The sequence below is a fragment of the Pantoea sp. NSTU24 genome (assembly GCF_050157905.1).
Lineage (GTDB): Bacteria > Pseudomonadota > Gammaproteobacteria > Enterobacterales > Enterobacteriaceae > Pantoea.
In genome coordinates this window covers 2,427,175-2,448,490 of the sequence record NZ_JBKIWZ010000001.1, presented here as the reverse complement: position 1 = coordinate 2,448,490, position 21,316 = coordinate 2,427,175, and the positions used below count along the sequence as shown (strand labels likewise).

Below are 21,316 nucleotides of genomic sequence, written 5' to 3'. Positions count from 1 at the left end.
ATGAGTTCAACACCGAAAGTGACCGCTATGCAGGTAATCCCGGTGGCAGGCTACGACAGCATGCTACTGAACCTCAGCGGTGCGCACTCACCATTCTTTACCCGCAACATTGTAATTATCAAGGATAACGAAGGACACACCGGCGTCGGTGAAATCCCGGGCGGCGAAAAAATCCGGCAGACGCTGGAAGATGCTGCGGCGCTGGTGATCGGCAAAACGCTGGGCGAGTACAAAAATACGCTCAGTCTGGTGCGCAGCACCTTTGCCGACCGCGATGCCGGCGGGCGCGGCAACCAGACGTTTGATCTGCGCACCACGATCCATGTGGTGACCGGCATTGAAGCGGCGCTGCTTGACCTGCTGGGTCAGCACCTGGGCGTTAACGTCGCCTCACTGCTGGGCGACGGGCAGCAGCGCGACCGCGTGGAGATGCTCGGCTATCTGTTCTATATCGGCGACCGCACGAAAACGTCGCTCGCTTATCAGAGCCAGCCGGACGATCCGTGCGACTGGTACCGGCTGCGCCACGAAGAGGCGCTCACCCCGGATGCCGTTGTGCGCCTGGCGGAAGCGGCTTACGAGAAGTATGGCTTCAACGACTTTAAGCTGAAAGGTGGCGTTCTGCGCGGCGGTGAAGAAGCCGAGGCGGTGACGGCGCTGGCGACGCGTTTTCCTGAAGCTCGGATTACGCTCGACCCCAATGGCGCCTGGTCGCTCAACGAGGCAATTATCCTCGGCAAGCAGCTCAAAAATGTGCTGGCCTATGCGGAAGATCCCTGTGGCGCTGAACAGGGCTATTCAGGCCGTGAAGTGATGGCGGAATTTCGCCGCGCGACCGGTCTGCCGACGGCAACCAATATGATCGCAACAGACTGGCGGCAGATGGGCCACACTCTGTCGCTGCAGTCGGTAGACATTCCGCTGGCCGATCCGCACTTCTGGACCATGCAGGGTTCGGTGCGGGTGGCGCAGATGTGCCACGACTTTGGCCTGACCTGGGGCTCCCACTCAAACAACCATTTCGATATTTCGCTGGCGATGTTCACCCATGTGGCTGCGGCGGCACCGGGCGCGATTACCGCCATCGATACCCACTGGATCTGGCAGGAGGGCAATCAGCGCCTGACCAGAGAACCATTCCGGATTAAAGGCGGCATGGTGCAGGTGCCACAGAAGCCAGGTCTCGGCGTCGAGCTGGATATGGACCAGGTGATGCAGGCCAACGCGCTCTACCAGAAGCAGGGGCTGGGCGCACGCAACGATGCCGAGGCGATGCAGTTTTTAGTACCGGGCTGGACGTTCGATAACAAGCGCCCGTGCCTGGTTCGTTAATCTTTCGGGCTTCCTTCGCAGAGCCCTCTTCACAGGAGTTGAAACATGAGTAATGCAGCCTGGGCTAATGGATTTCGCCGCCGCCTGTTAGCGGGCGACACTCTGATCGGCAGCTGGTGCGCGCTGGCTAGCCCCATCTCCACGGAAATCCTGGGGCTGGCCGGTTTTGACTGGCTGGTACTCGATGGCGAGCATGCGCCCAACGATATTACGACGTTTGTGCCGCAGCTCATGGCGCTGAAAGGCAGCCAGAGCGCCGCCGTGGTGCGGCCGCCCTGCAATGAGCCGGTAATCATCAAGCGTCTGCTGGATATCGGTTTCAGCAATCTTCTGGTGCCCTTTGTCGAAACCAGAGAAGAGGCGCTGCAGGCTGTTGCGTCAACCCGCTATCCGCCCGCCGGTATCCGCGGTGTCTCGGTCTCTCATCGCAGCAATATGTACGGCACGCTGCCCGACTATAACCAGCTGATCAATGACAACATTACGGTGCTGGTGCAGATCGAAACCCAGCAGGCTGTTGACAACATTGACGCCATCGCGGCGGTCGACGGGGTCGACGGAATTTTTGTCGGGCCGGGCGATCTCTCGGCTGCACTGGGCTACCTCGGTCAGCCCGCGCATCCGGAGGTGCTGAAAGTGATTAAACACATTTTCGAGCGTGCCCGCGCGGCCGGGAAGCCGAGCGGCATTCTGGCACCGGTAGAGGCGGACGCGCGTCGCTATCTGGAGTGGGGCGCCACCTTTGTGGCGGTCGGCAGCGACGTCGGGCTGTTCCGCAACGCCTCGCAGGCGCTGTGCGACAAATTTAAGCGCTAATTCATTAAGGAGAAACGCAATGAAAATTGGCTTTATTGGCTTAGGTATTATGGGCAAACCCATGAGTAAAAATCTGCTGAAAGCCGGCTATTCGCTGGTGGTACGCGACCATAATGCCAGCAACGAAGCGGAGCTGACTGCGCTGGGCGCGACTGTAGCGAAATCACCCAGAGAGGTGGCTGAGCAGTGCGATGTGGTAATTACCATGGTGCCTAACTCGCCGCAGGTCAGAGAGGTCTGCCTGGGAAAAGAGGGCATTATCGACGGCGCGAAGCCAGGTCTGGTGGTGATCGACATGAGTTCGATTGCGCCGCTGGCGAGCCGGGAAGTGCACGATGCGCTGGCAGAAAAGCAGATCAAAATGCTGGATGCGCCGGTCAGTGGCGGTGAACCTAAAGCGATTGAGGGCACGCTCTCGGTCATGGTCGGTGGCGATAAGGCGGTGTTTGATCAGTGCTATGACATCATGAAGGCGATGGCCGGTTCGGTCGTCCATACCGGTGATATCGGTGCAGGCAACGTCACAAAACTGGCTAACCAGGTGATCGTGGCGCTGAATATTGCGGCGATGTCCGAGGCCTTATCACTGGCGACCAAAGCGGGCGTCAATCCGGATCTGGTTTATCAGGCGATCCGTGGCGGCCTGGCGGGCAGCACGGTGCTGGATGCTAAAGCGCCGATGGTGATGGATCGCAATTTCAAACCTGGCTTCCGCATCGATCTGCATATCAAGGATCTGGCGAACGCCCTGGATACCTCGCACGGCATCGGTGCGCATCTGCCGCTGACGGCGGCGGTAATGGAGATGATGCAGGCGCTGCGCAACGACGGGCAGGGTAACGCCGACCACAGCGCGCTGGCCTGCTATTATGAGAAGTTAGCGAAGGTTGAAATCGCCCGCTAAAACCTGGTGCCGGTCTTCCGAAACCGGACGGGTTCAGAGTCGTTTCAGTTACTCAACAGTGCTCGGATTGCCTATGAAAATCGTAATCGCACCGGATTCATATAAAGAGAGTTTATCCGCCCTGGATGTGGCATCGGCGATTGAAGCGGGTTTCCGTGACATCTTTCCCGATGCGCATTACGTGAAAATACCGGTCGCCGATGGTGGTGAAGGCACGGTGGAAGCGATGGTGGCGGCGACGAAGGGAAAGATCGTCAGGCTGAAGGTGACCGGGCCGCTGGGCACCCAGGTTGATGCCTTTTATGGCCTGTCCGGCGATGAGTCTACAGCCTATATCGAAATGGCCGCGGCCAGCGGGCTGGAGCGGGTGCCTGCCTCTCAGCGCGATCCGCTGATCACCACCTCGTTTGGCACGGGTGAACTCATCAGGCATGCGCTGGATAAAGGCGTCGGCCACATCATCATTGGCATCGGTGGCAGCGCCACTAATGATGGTGGCGCCGGGATGATGCAGGCGCTGGGCGCACAGTTACTGGACGTCAGTGGTCAGCAGATCGGCCACGGCGGCGGGGCGCTTGCCCGGCTTGCCCGCATCAATATTGACGCGCTGGACGCTCGCCTTCAGCGTTGCCGCATCGAAGTGGCCTGCGACGTCACTAATCCGCTGACCGGCAAAGAGGGCGCCTCGGCGATTTTCGGCCCGCAGAAAGGGGCGACACCGGCACTGGTGCAGCAGCTCGATCAGGCGCTGGCGCACTACGCCGCGATCATTCAGCGCGACCTCGATATTGATGTACTGACTATTCCGGGCGGCGGCGCAGCGGGCGGAATGGGGGCTGCGCTGCACGCCTTCTGCCATGCGGAGCTGCGGCGCGGCATTGAGATTGTTACGGAAGCGCTGGGGCTGGCGGAACAGGTGAAAGATGCTGACCTGGTGATCACCGGAGAGGGACGTATTGACAGCCAGAGTATCAATGGCAAGGTGCCGGTTGGTGTCGCCAGTGTTGCAAAGCGATTCAACAAGCCGGTTATTGGCATTGCGGGCAGTCTGACGGCGGATGTGGGGGTCGTGCACCAGCACGGCATCGATGCAGTCTTCAGCGTGCTTTACAGCATCTGTACCCTGGATGAAGCCCTTGCCAGCGCCGGAAAAAATGTTGAGATGACGGCGCGTAACGTGGCGGCCACGCTGAAGCTGGGCGGCTTTCATGCCCTCCAGGCGGCACCCGGCCACCCGGCCAGCGCGGGTTTAAGCGCAATGTAACCGGCGGTAAGTCTGGCCCGTCGCGTTGATGGAGCCGCGCCTGCGGCCCTGAAACCGGGCCGCACTCTGCCTTTACGACATGCCCAGCAGCTGCCGGGCTTCTCTGGCGACGTTCTCCATTTCATCCTGTAACTCCAGCAGTTCCGGCTCCAGCGCGGCGATATCGCTGACCTCAGGCAGCTCTTTTTCCAGCTGGTGACAGAGCTGCTTCATGCGCGGCACGCCGCTGTAACTGGCACTGCCATGCAGCTTGTGAATGATTTCGCGCAGGGCGCTGAGGTCGTTGTCTGCCATGAACTGCGCGATCTTCGCGTGCACTTCCGGCAAAAATTCCAGCAACATGCGCAGCAAATCGCGCGCCAGTTCGGGCTTGCTGGCTGCCTGTCGCAGCGCCAGCTGCCAGTCCAGCGTCGGCAATATCGCAGGCAGTTCCGGCACAGACACCGCCGGTGGCGGCGTATAGCGCGCCAGCAGCTGTCTTAACTTGCTCTCATCAATGGGTTTGGCCAGATAGTCGTTCATGCCCGCCTTGATTAACTGCTCACGTTCGCCATCTATCGCGTGGGCGGTAACCGCCACGATGGGTGTACTGGCGTGATGCGGCAGGGTGCGGATGATTTCGCTGGCGCGAATGCCATCGATGTCCGGCATCTGAATATCCATCAGGATCACATCCAGCGCATGCTGACGGGCCTCCCGGATGGCGTGTCCGGCGTTGCTGCACAGCAGGATATTCTGCACCTGCTCCTCCAGCAACGCGCCAATCAGTTTGAGGTTAGCGGGATTATCGTCCACCGCCATCACCGTCAGTGGCAGACGGGGAGAGGGTGGCAGTTTGCTCATCTGCCGGGTGTGCAGATCCAGCAACATGGGCAACAGGCGTGTCAGGGAAATCGGCTTCGCAATGCAGCCATCAATGCCGCGCCCTTTCAGCTCATCGGCCAGCAGCATCATCGGACTCGGCAGCGCCATCAGCACATTATCTGCCCGCTCCAGCAGCGCATTGATCCTTCTCTCACTGAGCAGTTCAGGCTGGCTGACATCGACCGGCATCGCCATCAGCAGCAGCGGGTAGTGCGCCTCATTCAGTCCTTCCAGCGTTTCGCTGTAGTCGATCTGCAGCGGCGTGGCGCTCAGCATCTCCAGTGCCGCGCTGGCCACGATGGCATCGGCCTCCACATAGGCGATACGCGTATGGGATAGCGCGTCCAGCACGCGGGGCATACCTGGCGCATTGGGGTTAAGATCGAGCTGCACACGTATGACAAAGGTCGATCCCTGATCCGGCTGGCTGCTGAACGTGATATCGCCGCCCATCTCCCGCACCAGTTTCTGCGTGATGACCAGTCCCAGCCCGGTTCCGCCGTGCCGGCGCGAAATACTGGCATCAGCCTGACGAAAGGCCTGGAAGAGCTGGGTCTGCTGCTGCTCAGAGATGCCGATACCGCTGTCCTCGACCTGAATTTCCAGCTCAACCCGCGACTGGGTGATTACGCGCTGCCCGACGCGCAGGCCTACATACCCCTGTTCAGTAAATTTAATCGCATTGCCGATCAGGTTAGTCAGGATCTGCTGCAGACGCAGCGCATCGCCAATCACGTTGTCCGGCACGCTACTGTCACACACCACTGTCAGCTCCAGTCCCTTCTCATGGGCCGACGGGGCGAGCAGCACCAGGGTTTCATCCAGCGTGGCACGCAGCGGGAAAGGGATCGCCTCCAGCATCAGCTTGCCCGCTTCCAGCTTCGAAAAATCGAGCACGTCGTTAATAATGCTGAGCAGGTTATTGGCCGAGCGCTCAATGGTCTGCATGTAGTCACGCTGGGTTGTGCGCAGCTGGGTTTTCAGCATCTGCCGGGTAAAGCCCAGTACGCCGTTAAGCGGCGTTCGCAGCTCATGTGACATATTGGCCAGAAACTCCGACTTGATGCGCGCCGCTTCCTGGGCGCGCTTCTTCGCCAGATCCAGCTCTACATTCTGAATCTCCAGCTGTTCCAGCGTTTCCCGCAGATCGTAAGTGGCCTGGTCGATATTGTGCTGCATCTCTTCGTGATAGGCGGTCAGCGACATCGCCATCGCATTGATGCCATTCTTCAGAATGCTGAGCTCGCCCAGCATGTAGCCCTCTACGCGGCTGTCGAGCTGGCCGCGCCGGATGCGGTCAACGGTGGTCACCATATTGCGGATCGGCCCGGTGACGTCGCGCATCAGACGATAGGCAAACAGCATCGCGAGGCAGAGGCAGAAAAGCAGCATCAGGGTGGCGACAAATACCTCTTTATACTGCTGCAGGCGTACCGACTGAAGATCCAGTTCTATCGCCACATAGCCCAGCGGATTGCCTGCGGGTTTTGCCGCTTCATCCGGTAGTTCATCCGCGTCGTAGCGCTCGCTGGTTATCGGAGTGCGCAGAATCAGCAGGCTGCCGTGACGCTCCATCGAGACATCGTCGGGCAGTGCACGAATATCCGCCCGCTGCTGCAGGCTGAGGTTTTGCTTGTGATTAGAGGTGACGTAGAGCTGGTTATCGTTATCAAATACCGAGATAGCTCTGACGATACCCGAATGACGCCGGTGCAGCAGGCTCACCAGTTTGCGCATGGCATCGCGGTCGTGCCAGGTCATGCTGTATTCGCTGGAGATCGCCAGCGGTTCAATGATGTTAGCCCCTGCATCAATGACCTGTCGCTGCAGCTCATTGTAGCGGTGCACCACAAAAAATGAGCTGAGCAGCAGGCCAACCATCAGCACTGGTGCCAGAATTAAAATCATCATTCGCGCCCGCAGGCTGTATTTGGTCATAATAGTCGCCTGGCTACTCCGGCATTAACGTCCCTGTGCAGACTGTCGGTGACACTCTGCAGGCCGTATCGATAAAGAGAAAGAAAAACACTATGGCGCAATTTTACGTTGCAAAACAGCGCGTGACGACGCAACAGCGCATTACCGTCACCATCGATGAGCTCGACCCGTTCGGACAGGGCGTGGCACGCCACAAGGGTAAAGCCCTGTTTGTCACAGGCGCTCTGCCGGGTGAACAGGCGGAGGTCGCGCTGACAGAGGATAAACGTCAATTTGCCCGGGCGAAAGTGACACGACTGCTTAGCCGCAGTCCGGCACGCGTGACGCCACGCTGCCCGCACTATGAACGCTGCGGAGGCTGCCAGCAGCAGCATGCGGACGTGGCGCTTCAGCAGCAGAGTAAAGCGCAGGCACTGAGCCGGATGCTGAGCCAGGCCGCTGCCCGGGATGTACCGATCGACGAGGTTATCGCCGGGGCGCCCTGGGGCTACCGTCGCCGCGCCCGGCTGGGCCTGCAGTGGCATAACAAAGCGCAACGATTGCAGATGGGGTTTCGCCAGGTAGCCAGCAACGATCTGGTTGATGTGCAGCACTGCCCTGTTCTGGTGCCCGAACTTGAGGCATTACTGGTTCCGCTGCACCGCTGTCTCAGCGGACTGCGGGCAGTAAGGCGGCTTGGTCACGTGGAGCTGGTGCTGGCGGATAATGGTCCGCTGATGATTCTGCGCCATCTTGATGCGCTGCATGCAGACGACCGTGAAAAACTGGAACAGTTTTCGCATGAGCACCAGCTGATGCTGTTTCTGGACGCGGGCGATGATGCGCTGACCGCATTACAGGCCCCGACGCCGTTTTATCAGACTCATCAGCTTAAGCTAACCTTTAGCCCACAGGATTTTATTCAGGTTAACGATGGCGTTAATCAGCAGATGGTGGCAACGGCGATAAGCTGGCTCGACCTGCAGCCCGAAGACCGGGTGCTGGATCTGTTTTGCGGCATGGGAAACTTCACACTTCCTATAGGAATCTTCGTACAAAATGTTGTAGGTGTGGAGGGGATTGCAGCATTAGTGCGGCAGGCAGCGTATAATGCCGAATTGAATAATCTTAAAAATGTCAGTTTCTTTCAGCATAATCTGGAAGAAGAGGTGTCGCGCCAGCCGTGGGCGGCACAGGGATTTAACAAGGTATTACTCGATCCGGCACGCGCCGGGGCTGCGGGCGTCATGGCGCATGTGGTTAAACTTGCCCCTGAACGCGTGGTCTATGTTTCGTGTAATCCCACAACACTTGCCCGCGACAGTCAGACATTGCTGTCGGCTGGCTACCAATTGGAAAGGGTCGCGATGCTGGATATGTTCCCTCATACCCGTCATCTCGAATCCATGGTGCTGTTCAGAAAAACATAAGCGATGTATGTCGTTGTGCAGGAGAGGTTATGGTTGCGGTCAGAAGTGCGCATTTAAATACTGAGGGGGATTTCGCCCTCGACCAGTGGATCGCCAGTCTCGGTATCGCTAACCCGCAATCATGTCAACGCGTTGCCGAAACCTGGCGCTACTGCGAAGCGCAGACGCAGGACCATCCCGATCAGTCGCTGCTGCTGTGGCGCGGTATCGAGATGGTGGAAATCCTCTCGATGCTCAGCATGGATATCGAAAGTCTCTGTGCGGCGCTGATCTTCCCGCTGGCTAACGATGAAGTGGTCAGCGAAGAGGAGCTGGAAACCGCCGTCGGTAAAGGCATCGTCTCGCTGGTCCACGGCGTGCGCGACATGGACGCCATCCGGCAGCTGAAAGCCATCCACAACGACTCCATGGCGTCTGAACAGGTGGATAATGTCCGCCGTATGCTGCTGGCCATGGTGGAAGATTTCCGCTGCGTGGTGCTGAAGCTGGCTGAACGCATCATGAACCTGCGCGAAATGAAAGATGCGCCGGAAGATGAGCGGGTACTGGCCGCTAAAGAGAGCACCAATATCTATGCGCCCCTGGCCAACCGGCTGGGGATCGGCCAGCTCAAATGGGAGCTGGAAGATTACTGCTTCCGCTATCTGCATCCCGATGAGTACAAGCGCATTGCGAAGTTACTGCATGAGCGGCGGATTGACCGTGAGCAGTACATCGATAATTTCGTCAATAATCTGCGTAAAGAGATGGCTAAAGAGGGCGTCCGTGCTGAAGTCTATGGCCGTCCTAAACATATCTACAGCATCTGGCGCAAGATGCAGAAAAAGTCGCTGGCCTTTGATGAGCTGTTCGACGTGCGGGCGGTGCGCATCGTGGCCGACCGCCTGCAGGATTGCTATGGCGCACTGGGGACGGTGCATACGCTCTATCGTCATCTGCCCAGCGAGTTTGACGACTACGTCGCGAACCCCAAACCCAACGGCTACCAGTCGATTCACACCGTGGTATTAGGGCCGCAGGGCAAAACGGTGGAGATTCAGATCCGCACCCGCCAGATGCATGAAGATGCCGAACTGGGCGTGGCGGCGCACTGGAAATATAAAGAGGGGCCGACCTCCAGCAGTGCGCGCGGCGCGGCTGGCCACGAAGAGCGTATTGCCTGGCTGCGTAAGCTCATCAGCTGGCAGGAGGAGATGGCCGACTCCGGCGAGCTGCTGGAAGAGGTCCGCAGTCAGGTGTTTGATGACCGGGTCTACGTCTTTACGCCCAAAGGCGACGTGGTGGATCTGCCCGCGGGATCGACCCCGCTCGACTTTGCCTACCATATTCATAGCGACATCGGTCACCGCTGCATCGGCGCAAAAATCGGTGGCCGTATCGTGCCGTTCACCTATCAGTTGCAGATGGGCGATCAGGTTGAAGTTATCACGCAGAAGCAGCCGAACCCGAGCCGCGACTGGCTCAATCCGAATCTGGGCTATATCACCACCAGCCGCGGACGGTCAAAGATCCATAACTGGTTCCGCAAGCAGGATCGCGATAAAAACATTGTCGCCGGACGCCAGATTCTGGACAACGAACTGAATCAGCTGGATATCAGCCTGCGTGAAGCGGAAAAACTGCTGCTGCCGCGCTACAACGTGACCTCGCTGGAGGAGCTGCTGGCGGCGATTGGCGGCGGTGATATTCGCCTCAATCAGATGGTGAACTTCCTGCAGGCGAAGCTGAACAAGCCAAGCGCCGAAGAGGAAGACCGTGAAGCGCTGCGTCAGCTGACCCAGAAAGCGCACACCGCGTCAGCCCGTAAAGAGAGCGGACGTGTGGTGGTGGAGGGCGTGGGCAATCTGATGCACCACATCGCCCGCTGCTGTCAGCCGATTCCTGGCGATGACATCGTCGGCTTTATCACCCAGGGGCGCGGTATCTCTATTCACCGCGCCGACTGTGACCAGCTGGCGGAGCTTATCTCACATGCGCCTGAACGTATTGTCGATGCGGTGTGGGGCGAAAGCTACTCCAGCGGCTACTCGCTGGTGGTGCGCGTCACCGCCAACGATCGCAGCGGTTTACTGCGCGATATCACGACGATTCTCGCCAACGAGAAGGTCAATGTTCTGGGCGTCTCCAGCCGCAGCGACACCCGCAAGCAGCTGGCGACCATCGACATGGACATCGAGATCTACAATCACCAGGTCCTGGGGCGGGTGCTTGCGCGCCTCAATCAGGTCTCTGATATCATTGACGCCCGTCGCCTGCACTGAGTGGCAGCCAGCGGAGCAACCGGACGAGGTTGCGCGGGTCTCCTATGCACCACCTGAGAGAGCCGGATGCGATTCAGCATCCGGCTGTCGCGCCTCGCTCTTTATCTCTGATCTGACATAGTAAGGACCCGCCTGAAATGAACGCTGTTGAGCGCCTGCTTGGCATCATGAAAACCCTGCGCGATCCGCAGCAGGGCTGTCCGTGGGATCGCGAACAGACTTTCGCCTCTATTGCCCCTTATACGCTGGAAGAGACTTACGAAGTGCTGGACGCCATTCAGCGCGAAGATTTTGACGATCTGCGCGGTGAACTGGGCGATCTGCTTTTCCAGGTGGTGTTTTACGCGCAGATGGCGAGTGAACAGGATCGCTTTAACTTTGAAGATATCTGTCACGCCATCAGCGACAAGCTGGAGCGCCGTCATCCGCACATCTTTGGCGATGCCACGGCTGAAACCAGTCACGAGGTGCTGAAAAACTGGGAGGCGATTAAAACTGCCGAGCGGGCGGACAAAGCCCAGCACTCGGCGCTGGACGACATCCCGAAAGCGCTGCCCGCACTGATGCGCGCCCACAAGATTCAGAAGCGCTGTCACAACGTTGGCTTCGACTGGAGCACGCTGGGGCCGGTAGTGGCGAAGGTACACGAAGAGATCGATGAGGTGATGCACGAGGCGCAGCAGAGCGAGGTAGATAATGAGAAGCTGGAAGAGGAGATTGGCGACCTGCTGTTTGCGACCGTTAATCTCTCACGGCACCTGGGCAGCAAAGCGGAAACCGCGCTGCAGAAAGCCAATGACAAATTCGAGCGCCGGTTCCGCCAGGTGGAGGCGATTATCACGGCGCAGGGGTTAGCGATGCCAGGTGCGACGCTGGAGCAGATGGAAGCCGCCTGGCAGCAGGTGAAAAAAGCGGAGAAGCGCTGATTATTCCAGCGCTGTGCATAAAGTCGCCGTTTGCGCTTACTCGATTCAGCGCGGCTGCAACTTTGTGACGCACGTCAACATTTCGGGGGCAGCTATCCGCTATGTTAGCCGTAGCAATGCGTTGGAGGATGGCTGTGATTCATCAATTGTGGCTGATAGCGGTTTCCAGTATACTGTTTTCCCGTCCTGGTTATTCCACCGTCTTTAAACCTAAACTCTCAGGTTCAGCATGACAACGAATTATATTTTTGTGACCGGCGGGGTCGTTTCCTCTCTGGGTAAAGGCATTGCCGCAGCCTCCCTCGCAGCCATTCTCGAAGCCCGTGGTCTGAACGTGACCATCATGAAGCTGGACCCGTATATCAACGTGGATCCAGGCACCATGAGCCCGACGCAGCACGGTGAAGTGTTCGTCACCGACGACGGCGCCGAAACCGATCTGGATTTGGGTCACTATGAGCGCTTCATCCGTACCAAAATGTCGCGCCGTAACAACTTCACCACGGGTCGTATCTACTCAGAAGTCCTGCGCAAAGAGCGCCGTGGCGACTATCTGGGTGCGACCATTCAGGTTATCCCGCACATCACCAACGCCATTAAAGAGCGCATTATTGAAGGCGGTGAAGGTCATGATGTGGTGCTGGTCGAGATCGGCGGCACGGTAGGGGATATCGAGTCACTGCCGTTCCTGGAAGCGATTCGCCAGATGGCCGTTGACGTGGGTCGCGAGCACACCATGTATATGCACCTGACGCTGGTGCCTTATATGGCCGCGGCAGGCGAAGTGAAAACTAAACCCACCCAGCACTCAGTAAAAGAGCTGCTGTCGATTGGTATCCAGCCTGACGTGCTGATTTGCCGTTCCGACCGGGCCGTACCGGCCAACGAACGCGCCAAAATCGCGCTGTTCTGTAACGTCCCTGAAAAAGCGGTTATCTCGCTGAAAGACGTGGATTCCATCTACAAGATTCCTGGCATGCTGAAATCGCAGGGCCTGGATGACTATATCTGCAAGCGTTTCAACCTGAACGCACCGGAAGCCAACCTGGCCGAGTGGGAGCAGGTGATTTACGAAGAGGCCAATCCGGGTGGTGAAGTCACCATCGGCATGGTGGGCAAATATGTTGAGCTGCCCGACGCCTATAAATCTGTCATTGAAGCGCTGAAGCACGGCGGTCTGAAAAACCGTGTCACCGTTAACATTAAGCTGATTGACTCGCAGGATGTTGAATCACGCGGTGTCGAATTACTGAAAGATCTGGATGCGATTCTGATCCCGGGTGGCTTCGGTTACCGTGGCGTGGAAGGCAAGCTGATGACTGCGCAGTACGCACGTGAAAATAACGTGCCTTACCTTGGCATCTGCCTGGGCATGCAGGTCGCGCTGATGGAGTTTGCCCGCAACGTCGCCGGGATGCCGGGTGCCAACTCCACTGAATTTGTGCCAGACTGTAAATACCCGGTGGTGGCGTTAATCACCGAATGGCGTGACGAAGATGGCAACGTCGAAGTCCGCAGCGAGCAGAGCGATCTGGGCGGTACCATGCGCCTGGGCAGCCAGCAGTGTCAGTTAACGCCGGGCAGCCAGGTTCGCCAGCTCTACGGCTCTGACACCATCGTTGAGCGTCATCGCCACCGCTACGAAGTTAACAATATGCTGTTAAAGCAGATTGAAGCAGCCGGTCTGCGTGTGGCGGGTCGTTCTGGTGACGATCAGCTGGTCGAGATCATCGAGATCCCGAACCACCCCTGGTTTGTCGCCTGCCAGTTCCACCCGGAGTTTACCTCGACCCCGCGCGATGGCCATCCGTTGTTTGCCGGTTTTGTTAAAGCCGCGCATGAGCATCAGAAGCGTTTAGCGAAGTAAGTTTCACAGACAGCGCGCGAACTTTTCGCGCGTTGTCTGTCTTAGGATTGACTAACTTGTACTGAGGAAAATCGTAATGTCCAAAATCGTAAAAGTCATCGGTCGCGAAATTATCGACTCACGTGGTAACCCGACTGTTGAAGCTGAAGTGCATCTGGAAGGCGGTTTTGTCGGCCTGGCCGCTGCACCATCAGGTGCCTCTACCGGCTCACGCGAAGCGCTGGAACTGCGTGACGGTGACAAATCACGTTTCCTGGGCAAAGGCGTCACCAAAGCCGTTGCTGCAGTAAACGGTCCGATTGCTGACGCGGTGAAAGGCAAAGACGCGAAAGATCAGGCGAACATCGATAAGATCATGATCGACCTGGACGGTACTGAGAACAAATCTAACTTCGGTGCAAACGCCATTCTGGCTGTGTCACTGGCCGCCGCGAAAGCCGCTGCAGCCTCTAAAGGTCAGGCGCTGTATGAGCACATTGCTGAACTGAACGGCACCCCAGGCAAATACTCTATGCCTCTGCCAATGATGAACATCATCAACGGTGGCGAACATGCTGACAACAACGTCGACATCCAGGAATTCATGATCCAGCCGGTTGGCGCGGCAAACATTAAAGAAGCCATCCGCATGGGTTCTGAAGTTTTCCACAACCTGGCAAAAGTGCTGAAAAGCAAAGGCATGAGCACCGCTGTCGGTGACGAAGGCGGCTACGCACCAAACCTGGGTTCCAACGCTGAAGCGCTGGCTGTTATCGCAGAAGCGGTAAAAGCAGCAGGTTACGAGCTGGGCAAAGATATCACTCTGGCGATGGACTGTGCGGCATCTGAGTTCTACAAAGATGGCAAATACGTTCTGGCCGGTGAAGGCGGTAAAGCGTACACCTCTGAAGAGTTCACCCACTTCCTGGAAGATCTGACTAAACAGTATCCGATCGTCTCTATCGAAGATGGCCTGGATGAATCTGACTGGAACGGCTTCGCTTACCAGACCAAAGTGCTGGGCGACAAAATCCAGCTGGTGGGCGACGACCTGTTCGTAACCAACACCAAGATCCTGAAAGAAGGTATCGAAAAAGGTATCGCTAACTCCATCCTGATCAAGTTCAACCAGATCGGTTCTCTGACCGAAACCCTGGCTGCGATCAAAATGGCGAAAGATGCAGGCTACACCGCAGTAATTTCTCACCGTTCAGGCGAAACCGAAGATGCGACCATCGCTGACCTGGCGGTCGGTACGGCTGCAGGCCAGATCAAAACCGGTTCAATGAGCCGTTCTGATCGTGTGGCTAAGTACAACCAGCTGATCCGTATCGAAGAAGCGCTGGGTTCAAAAGCGCCATTCAACGGTCTGAAAGAAGTGAAAGGTCAGTAATGACCCCTGTCGATGTCGCTTAACGCGGCATTGCAGACGCTGAAAGCCCCGCCCTGTGCGGGGCTTTTTGTTGGTGGCGATGTACCGGGGCGGATCACAGCGCCCGATTATAAACGGCCAGCCGCGGCCGCTCTGCCAGACTTACCCGCACAATCTGCGATGCGCTCTGGTGTCTGTCTGCTGCGTTTTGCGCCTGTCAGCCGTCTTAACGCGCCTTTCTCTATTCTGTCCGGCGCAGAGAAAAAGCACGACGCGTGGTTGAGCTGCGCGGCAAATCTGCCATAATCAGCGCCCCGATTTCTCCAGGTGAGTAAATAATGTTCTACCCGATTAACGAAATGTTCCAGACGCTGCAGGGCGAAGGCTATTACACCGGCGTTCCTGCTATCTTCATTCGCCTGCAGGGATGTCCGGTAGGCTGCAGCTGGTGCGATACCAAACATACCTGGGAAAAGCGGGCAGATCGGGAAACGTCGCTGGGCGATATTCTGATAAAAACGGTGGAAAGTGATGCCTGGGGCGACGCCGACGCGGCGACGCTGCTGCACGCCATCGCAGAGCAGGGCTGGACGGCCCGGCACGTGGTCATCACCGGCGGCGAACCGGCGATCTACGACCTGCGTCCGTTAACCGCAGCCCTGGAAGAGCAGGGTTTCCAGTGCCAGATCGAAACCAGTGGTACCCATGAGATCCACTGTTCCGGACAGACCTGGGTGACCGTCTCGCCAAAGGTCAACATGCGCGGTGGCTATGACGTGCTGCCCCAGGCGCTGAGCCGGGCCGATGAAATCAAGCATCCGGTCGCTCGTGAGCGGGATGTGGAGGCGCTGGATCAGCTGCTGGCAGGCGTGAATGATGCCAAAGCGCGCATCATCGCGTTACAGCCGATCAGCCGCAAAGAGGATGCTACCCGACTCTGCATTGAAACCTGCATTGCCCGTAACTGGCGTCTGTCGATGCAGACTCACAAATATCTCAATATTGCCTGACCGCACGGCGGGGAGCGTCGTCAGTCCGAACATCGTCTAAACGGGAAGAGAGTAAGGCGTGTCGGATCGAAAACTTCGATCCGACAGAGTCAGCCGCGGTAAACGCAGCCCGCAGTGCAGGTTTCTTTGATCATTACCGCAGTTAACAGCGGCAGCTGAGGCTTCATCTGATCCCAGATCCATCTGGCCAGCACTTCGCTGGTGGGATTTTCCAGGCCGGGAATATCATTCAGATAGTAGTGATCCAGCCGATTATAGACCGGCATAAACGCCGCTTTTAATTCAGCAAAATCCATAACCCAGCCGGTATGCGCATCCACTTCGCCGGTGATCTCCAGACGAACCAGGAACGAGTGACCGTGCAGACGGCCACATTTGTGTCCGGCCGGCACATTCGGTAAATGGTGCGCGGCTTCGAACTGGAACTCTTTAAACAGGGTGGTAGACATAGTGGTTCTCAGACATTTAAAAACCGCTGGATTCTACCTGATTAGCGCTTTCTTCGCACCCGCATAGCACAAAGCGTCTCTTTTCTGCCACGCCCTTCGCCGACGACCAGCTAATTAACTGATATATCACCGCTTTGCTTACCACTTTTAACGATTGGTCCAACCAGGAAAACCACTTAGTCATTTTGGTTATTTGATATGTCGAAGGTGTATTTAATCGTTAATATACAGCCCGGTAACCTACGTACTCTTCCGCCATTTACGGTCCGGACTTCTGATACTGGAATTTTTTACGCGATGACGACTCAGGCACCTGGTTCAATGCTTCCGCTCTCCCCGGAACAACTCGCCCGCTTACAGGCGGCGACGACAGATTATTCCCCGACTCAACTGGCGTGGCTGTCAGGCTATTTCTGGGGTCGGGTGGAACAGACCCCGGGCAGCGCCGTCGCCAGCCCGCCGCCTGCACCGGTCGAAGCACCTGCGATTACGCTGCTCTCCGCCTCGCAGACGGGTAACGCCCGCCGTCTGGCTGAGCAGCTGCGCGATGACCTGCTGGACGCGAAGCTGAACGTCAGCCTGGTGAATGCCGGGGATTACAAGTTCAAACAGATTGGCCAGGAAAAGCTGCTGGTCGTCGTGACCTCCACTCAGGGTGAAGGTGAGCCGCCGGAAGAGGCAGTCGCGCTGCACAAATTCCTGATGTCGAAAAAGGCACCGAAAATGGAGGGGGCAGCCTTTGCCGTCTTTGGCCTGGGCGACACCTCTTATGAATTTTTCAGTCAGGCGGGTAAAGATTTCGACAGTCGCCTGGCCGAGCTGGGCGCCGAACGTCTGCTGGATCGGATTGATGCTGATGTCGAATATGCGGATCAGGCCACGGCCTGGCGCAGCGCACTGACTGAGATTCTGAAACAGCGCGTGCCCAGCGAATCACCAGCCCAGGCGGCGGCGACGGCAGCAGGCAGTGTCAACGAAGTCACCACCAGCCCTTACAGCAAAGAGACACCGCTTAGCGCAAGTCTGGCGGTGAACCAGAAAATTACCGGCCGTGACTCTGACAAAGATGTGCGCCATATCGAAATCGACCTGGGCGACTCAGGTCTGCGCTACCAGCCTGGCGATGCGCTGGGCGTCTGGTATGAAAACGATGCGGCGCTGGTCAGCGAACTGCTGGCGCTGGTCTGGCTGAAAGGTGATGAGCCGGTCACGGTTAATGGCATCACGCTGCCGCTGGCAGAGGCGCTGCAGAAACATTTCGAACTGACGGTGAACACCGCGCAGATCGTGGCGCAGTACGCTCAGCTGTCAAAAGATGCAGAGCTGCTGTCGCTGGTGGATGATAAAGCGCGCCTGCAGCAGTATGCGCAGCGCTATCCGATTGTGGACATGGTGCGTCTGGCCCCGGCTGAACTTACGGCTGAGCAGCTGACCGCGCTGCTGCGTCCGCTGACGCCGCGACTCTACTCTATCGCTTCATCCCAGGCGGAAACCGACAGCGAAGTGCACATTACCGTCGGCGCCGTTCGCTTCGATATCGAAGGTCGCCAGCGCGGCGGCGGTGCCTCGACCTGGCTCGCCGATCGCATCGAAGAAGAGGGCGAAGTCCGCGTCTTCATCGAACACAATGATAATTTCCGCCTGCCGGCCAATCCGGATGCACCGGTGATCATGATTGGTCCGGGCACCGGCATCGCGCCGTTCCGCGCCTTTATGCAGCAGCGCGACAACGACGGTGCCAGCGGTAAAAACTGGCTATTCTTTGGTAATCCGCACTTCACCGATGACTTCCTCTATCAGGTGGAGTGGCAGAAATATGTGAAGGATGGCTTGCTGACCCACATCGACCTCGCCTGGTCACGCGATCAGGCCGAAAAGATTTACGTTCAGGATAAGATCCGCGCGAAAGGGGCGGAAGTGTGGCGCTGGATCGAAGAAGGTGCGCACCTTTATGTCTGTGGTGATGCGAATCGGATGGCAAAAGACGTCGAGCAGGCACTGCTGGATGTGGTGGTCGAACACGGCGGAATGGATCGTGAAGCGGCCGATGAATTTTTAAGTGAGCTGCGCATTGAGCGCCGTTATCAGCGAGACGTTTACTAATGAGCGATAAACACCCTGGACCGCTGGTTGTAGAAGGCAAACTTTCAGATGCCGAGCGTCTGAAGAAGCAAAGCAATTATCTGCGTGGCACCATCAAAGAAGATCTGGAAGAGGGTCTGACCGGCGGCTTTACCGGCGATAACTTCCTGCTGATTCGTTTTCACGGCATGTACCAGCAGGATGACCGCGATATTCGTGCCGAGCGTGCTGAGCAAAAGCTGGAGCCGCGTCACGCCATGATGCTGCGCTGCCGTCTGCCGGGCGGCATCATTACGCCGACGCAGTGGCTGGCTATCGACAAATTTGCCACCGATAAAACGATTTATGGCAGTATCCGTCTGACGAACCGCCAGACCTTCCAGTTCCACGGCATTCTGAAGAAAAACGTGAAGCCGACGCACCAGATGCTGCACGAAGTGGGGCTGGATGCGCTGGCGACCGCCAATGACGTGAACCGTAACGTGCTCTGTACCTCGAACCCGGTGGAGTCAGAACTGCATCAGGAAGCGTACGAGTGGGCGAAGAAGCTCTCTGAGCATCTGCTGCCACGCACCCGTGCCTATGCGGAGATCTGGTGGGATCAGGAAAAAGTCGCGACCACCGATGAGGAGCCGATACTCGGCGAAACCTATCTGCCGCGTAAATTTAAAACCACCGTGGTGATCCCGCCGCATAACGATGTGGATCTGCACGCCAACGATCTGAATTTTGTCGCCGTTGCCGAGCAGGGCAGGCTGGTTGGCTTTAACCTGCTGGTCGGTGGCGGTCTGTCGATCGAGCACGGCAACAAAGCGACTTACGCCCGCACCGCCAGCGAATTTGGCTATTTTCCGGCAGAGAAGATCCTGGATGTGGCCGCTGCGGTGGTTACGACCCAGCGCGACTGGGGTAACCGTACCGATCGCAAAAACGCCAAGACCAAATACACCCTGGAGCGCGTGGGCGTCGAAACCTTCAAAGCGGAAGTCGAGAAGCGCGCAGGCGTCACCTTCGATCCGATCCGTCCGTATGAGTTCACCACCCGTGGCGATCGGATCGGCTGGATCAAAGGCATCGACAATAAATGGCATCTGACGCTGTTTATCGAAAACGGCCGTCTGCTCGACTATCCGGGCCGTCCGCTGAAAAGCGGAATTGCGGAGATTGCGAAGATCCATCAGGGCGATTTCCGCCTGACCGCCAACCAGAACCTGATTGTGGCGGGCGTGCCGGAAAGTGAAAAAGCGAAGATTGAAGCGATCGCCCGCGATCATGGTCTGATGGAGCAGGTCACGCCGCAGCGTGAAAACTCTATGGCCTGTGTCGCATTCCCGACCTGTCCGCTGGCAATGGCCGAAGCCGAGCGCTTCCTGCCTGCGTTCGTGACCAAAGTCGAAGGGATTATGCACGCGCATGGCGTAGGCGATGAGCACATTGTGTTACGCGTCACCGGTTGTCCTAACGGCTGTGGCCGTGCCATGCTGGCAGAGCTGGGCCTGGTAGGTAAAGCGCCGGGTCGCTACAACCTGCATCTGGGCGGCAACCGTACCGGGACGCGCATCCCCCGTATGTACCGGGAAAACATTAACGAAAGCGAAATTCTCGCCACGATTGATGAGCTGGTGGGACGCTGGGCCACCGAACGCCAGGCCGCCGAAGGCTTTGGTGATTTTACCATCCGCACAGGCATTGTTGCGCCGGTGCTGGACCCGGCACGCGATTTCTGGGAGGAAGCAAAATGAGTCAGCCCGACCTCGCCGCACTGAATGCGATGTCTAAGGTCCAGCGCGCGATGGCGCTGGCCGCGACCAATGCACAGCTGGAGAAAGCCTCAGCGGAAGAGCGGGTCAGCTGGGCGCTGGAGAATCTGCCGGGCGCCTATGTGCTCTCGTCCAGCTTCGGCATCCAGGCTGCCGTGTCGCTGCATCTGGTGACGCGTCAGCAGCCCGATATCCCGGTGATCCTGACGGACACCGGTTATCTCTTCCCGGAAACCTATCGTTTTATTGATGAGCTGGCCGACCAGCTCAATCTCAACCTCAAAGTTTTCCGCGCCGACACCTCACCGGCCTGGCAGGAAGCGCGCTACGGCAAACTGTGGGAGCAGGGCGTCGAGGGGATTGAGAAGTATAACGAGATCAACAAGGTTGAACCGATGAACCGCGCGCTGGAGACGCTGGGTGCGCAGACCTGGTTTGCGGGATTACGCCGCGATCAGTCGGGCAGCCGGGCCAACCTGCCGGTGCTGGGCGTGCAGCGTGGCGTTTTCAAGCTGCTGCCTATCATCGACTGGGACAACCGTCAGATTCATCAGTATCTGGAGCAGCATAAGCTGAAATACCATCCGCTGTGGGATGAAGGCTATCTCTCCGTGGGCGATACCCATACCACCCGCAAGTGGGAACCGGGTATGGCTGAAGAAGAGACGCGCTTCTTCGGCCTGAAACGCGAGTGCGGCCTGCACGAAGGCTGATACTGAGCTTCTCTCCCGCCGTGGGGGAGAAGCTCTGAGGCCGTGCGTCTGACGCAGCATGCACGGCCGTCCACAACTATATCCCTTTTAACGCCGCAAAGGCTTCTGCCGATCGGGTCACATTGACTTTTGTCACCTCATACTGCGCCACGGCGACAAACGGATCTTCCGCCAGAATCGCATCCAGCCGTTCCCGTTCGATATCCCTGACCAGCAGCATCCCGCCGGTACGCGGATCCTTGCGGCCTGCCGCGATAAATATATCCGCCGCAAAATAGCGATCCAGCCAGTCGATATGAGGAGCCAGCAGGGCCTCTACCTCCTCTACCGGACGAACATAGTTCAGAAACACTACGTACATATCAGATCC

At 57.7% G+C, this 21,316-nt stretch carries 16 protein-coding genes; 13 read left to right on the top strand and 3 right to left on the bottom strand.

Annotation, left to right across the window (positions count from 1 at the left end; translation table 11 throughout):
- From gudD to ACLHDD_RS11585, 4 genes are all read left to right on the top strand, one after another.
- Positions 1-1,332: a glucarate dehydratase gene (gudD, locus tag ACLHDD_RS11600; RefSeq protein WP_427104225.1), complete on the top strand. Its 1,332-nt coding sequence runs from the start codon at positions 1-3 to the stop codon at positions 1,330-1,332.
- 45 nt (positions 1,333-1,377) lie between these two features.
- Positions 1,378-2,148, top strand: a complete 771-nt coding sequence (garL, locus tag ACLHDD_RS11595) for a 2-dehydro-3-deoxyglucarate aldolase (RefSeq protein WP_427104224.1) — start codon at positions 1,378-1,380, stop codon at positions 2,146-2,148.
- 19 nt (positions 2,149-2,167) lie between these two features.
- The gene (gene garR / locus ACLHDD_RS11590; protein WP_427104223.1) at positions 2,168-3,052 is read left to right on the top strand and encodes a 2-hydroxy-3-oxopropionate reductase; all 885 of its coding nucleotides are present in this window, start codon (positions 2,168-2,170) and stop codon (positions 3,050-3,052) included.
- Positions 3,053-3,125: 73 nt separating this feature from the next.
- Entirely contained in the window at positions 3,126-4,316 is a 1,191-nt protein-coding gene (locus ACLHDD_RS11585; RefSeq protein WP_427104222.1) for a glycerate kinase, read from the top strand.
- Between the two features lie 72 nt (positions 4,317-4,388).
- Here the strand turns inward: ACLHDD_RS11585 and barA are convergent, their stop codons facing one another.
- A complete protein-coding gene (barA, locus tag ACLHDD_RS11580) occupies positions 4,389-7,118 on the bottom strand; it encodes a two-component sensor histidine kinase BarA (RefSeq protein ID WP_427104221.1) in 2,730 nt (909 codons plus the stop codon).
- A 92-nt stretch (positions 7,119-7,210) separates the two neighbouring features.
- On the opposite strand from barA, the gene rlmD reads away from it, so the two are divergent.
- The 6 genes from rlmD to queE all read left to right on the top strand — a co-directional run bounded on the left by rlmD (position 7,211) and on the right by queE (position 15,942).
- Positions 7,211-8,527 carry a 23S rRNA (uracil(1939)-C(5))-methyltransferase RlmD gene (rlmD, locus tag ACLHDD_RS11575; protein ID WP_427104220.1) on the top strand — a complete coding sequence of 439 codons (1,317 nt, stop codon included), beginning with the start codon at positions 7,211-7,213 and terminating at the stop codon, positions 8,525-8,527.
- Between the two features lie 29 nt (positions 8,528-8,556).
- Positions 8,557-10,788: a GTP diphosphokinase gene (relA, locus tag ACLHDD_RS11570; RefSeq protein WP_427104219.1), complete on the top strand. Its 2,232-nt coding sequence runs from the start codon at positions 8,557-8,559 to the stop codon at positions 10,786-10,788.
- A gap of 137 nt (positions 10,789-10,925) precedes the next feature.
- On the top strand, positions 10,926-11,714 hold the full coding sequence (mazG, locus tag ACLHDD_RS11565) for a nucleoside triphosphate pyrophosphohydrolase (RefSeq protein ID WP_427104218.1): 789 nt from the start codon (positions 10,926-10,928) through the stop codon (positions 11,712-11,714).
- 229 nt (positions 11,715-11,943) lie between these two features.
- Entirely contained in the window at positions 11,944-13,581 is a 1,638-nt protein-coding gene (pyrG, locus tag ACLHDD_RS11560) for a glutamine hydrolyzing CTP synthase (protein ID WP_010248572.1), read from the top strand.
- A gap of 76 nt (positions 13,582-13,657) precedes the next feature.
- Entirely contained in the window at positions 13,658-14,953 is a 1,296-nt protein-coding gene (eno, locus tag ACLHDD_RS11555; protein ID WP_427104217.1) for a phosphopyruvate hydratase, read from the top strand.
- A 317-nt stretch (positions 14,954-15,270) separates the two neighbouring features.
- Entirely contained in the window at positions 15,271-15,942 is a 672-nt protein-coding gene (gene queE / locus ACLHDD_RS11550; RefSeq protein ID WP_427104216.1) for a 7-carboxy-7-deazaguanine synthase QueE, read from the top strand.
- A gap of 89 nt (positions 15,943-16,031) precedes the next feature.
- Here the strand turns inward: queE and queD are convergent, their stop codons facing one another.
- Positions 16,032-16,391 carry a 6-carboxytetrahydropterin synthase QueD gene (gene queD, locus ACLHDD_RS11545; protein WP_427104215.1) on the bottom strand — a complete coding sequence of 120 codons (360 nt, stop codon included), beginning with the start codon at positions 16,389-16,391 and terminating at the stop codon, positions 16,032-16,034.
- A gap of 297 nt (positions 16,392-16,688) precedes the next feature.
- Between queD and cysJ the strand changes: the two genes are divergently transcribed.
- Genes cysJ through ACLHDD_RS11530 form a run of 3 tightly spaced genes read left to right on the top strand, consistent with a single transcriptional unit; the run spans position 16,689 to position 20,946 of the window.
- Entirely contained in the window at positions 16,689-18,494 is a 1,806-nt protein-coding gene (gene cysJ, locus ACLHDD_RS11540) for an NADPH-dependent assimilatory sulfite reductase flavoprotein subunit (RefSeq protein ID WP_427104214.1), read from the top strand.
- Entirely contained in the window at positions 18,494-20,215 is a 1,722-nt protein-coding gene (gene cysI / locus ACLHDD_RS11535) for an assimilatory sulfite reductase (NADPH) hemoprotein subunit (protein WP_427104213.1), read from the top strand. Before cysJ ends, cysI begins: the two co-directional genes overlap by 1 nt.
- Positions 20,212-20,946 carry a phosphoadenylyl-sulfate reductase gene (locus ACLHDD_RS11530; protein WP_288474539.1) on the top strand — a complete coding sequence of 245 codons (735 nt, stop codon included), beginning with the start codon at positions 20,212-20,214 and terminating at the stop codon, positions 20,944-20,946. The genes cysI and ACLHDD_RS11530 overlap by 4 nt, the downstream gene beginning before the upstream one ends.
- A 76-nt stretch (positions 20,947-21,022) precedes the next feature.
- On the opposite strand, the gene ACLHDD_RS11525 is transcribed toward ACLHDD_RS11530, so the two are convergent.
- The gene (locus ACLHDD_RS11525) at positions 21,023-21,307 is read right to left on the bottom strand and encodes a YciI family protein (RefSeq protein WP_427104212.1); all 285 of its coding nucleotides are present in this window, start codon (positions 21,305-21,307) and stop codon (positions 21,023-21,025) included.
- Between the last annotated feature and the right edge of the window lie 9 nt (positions 21,308-21,316).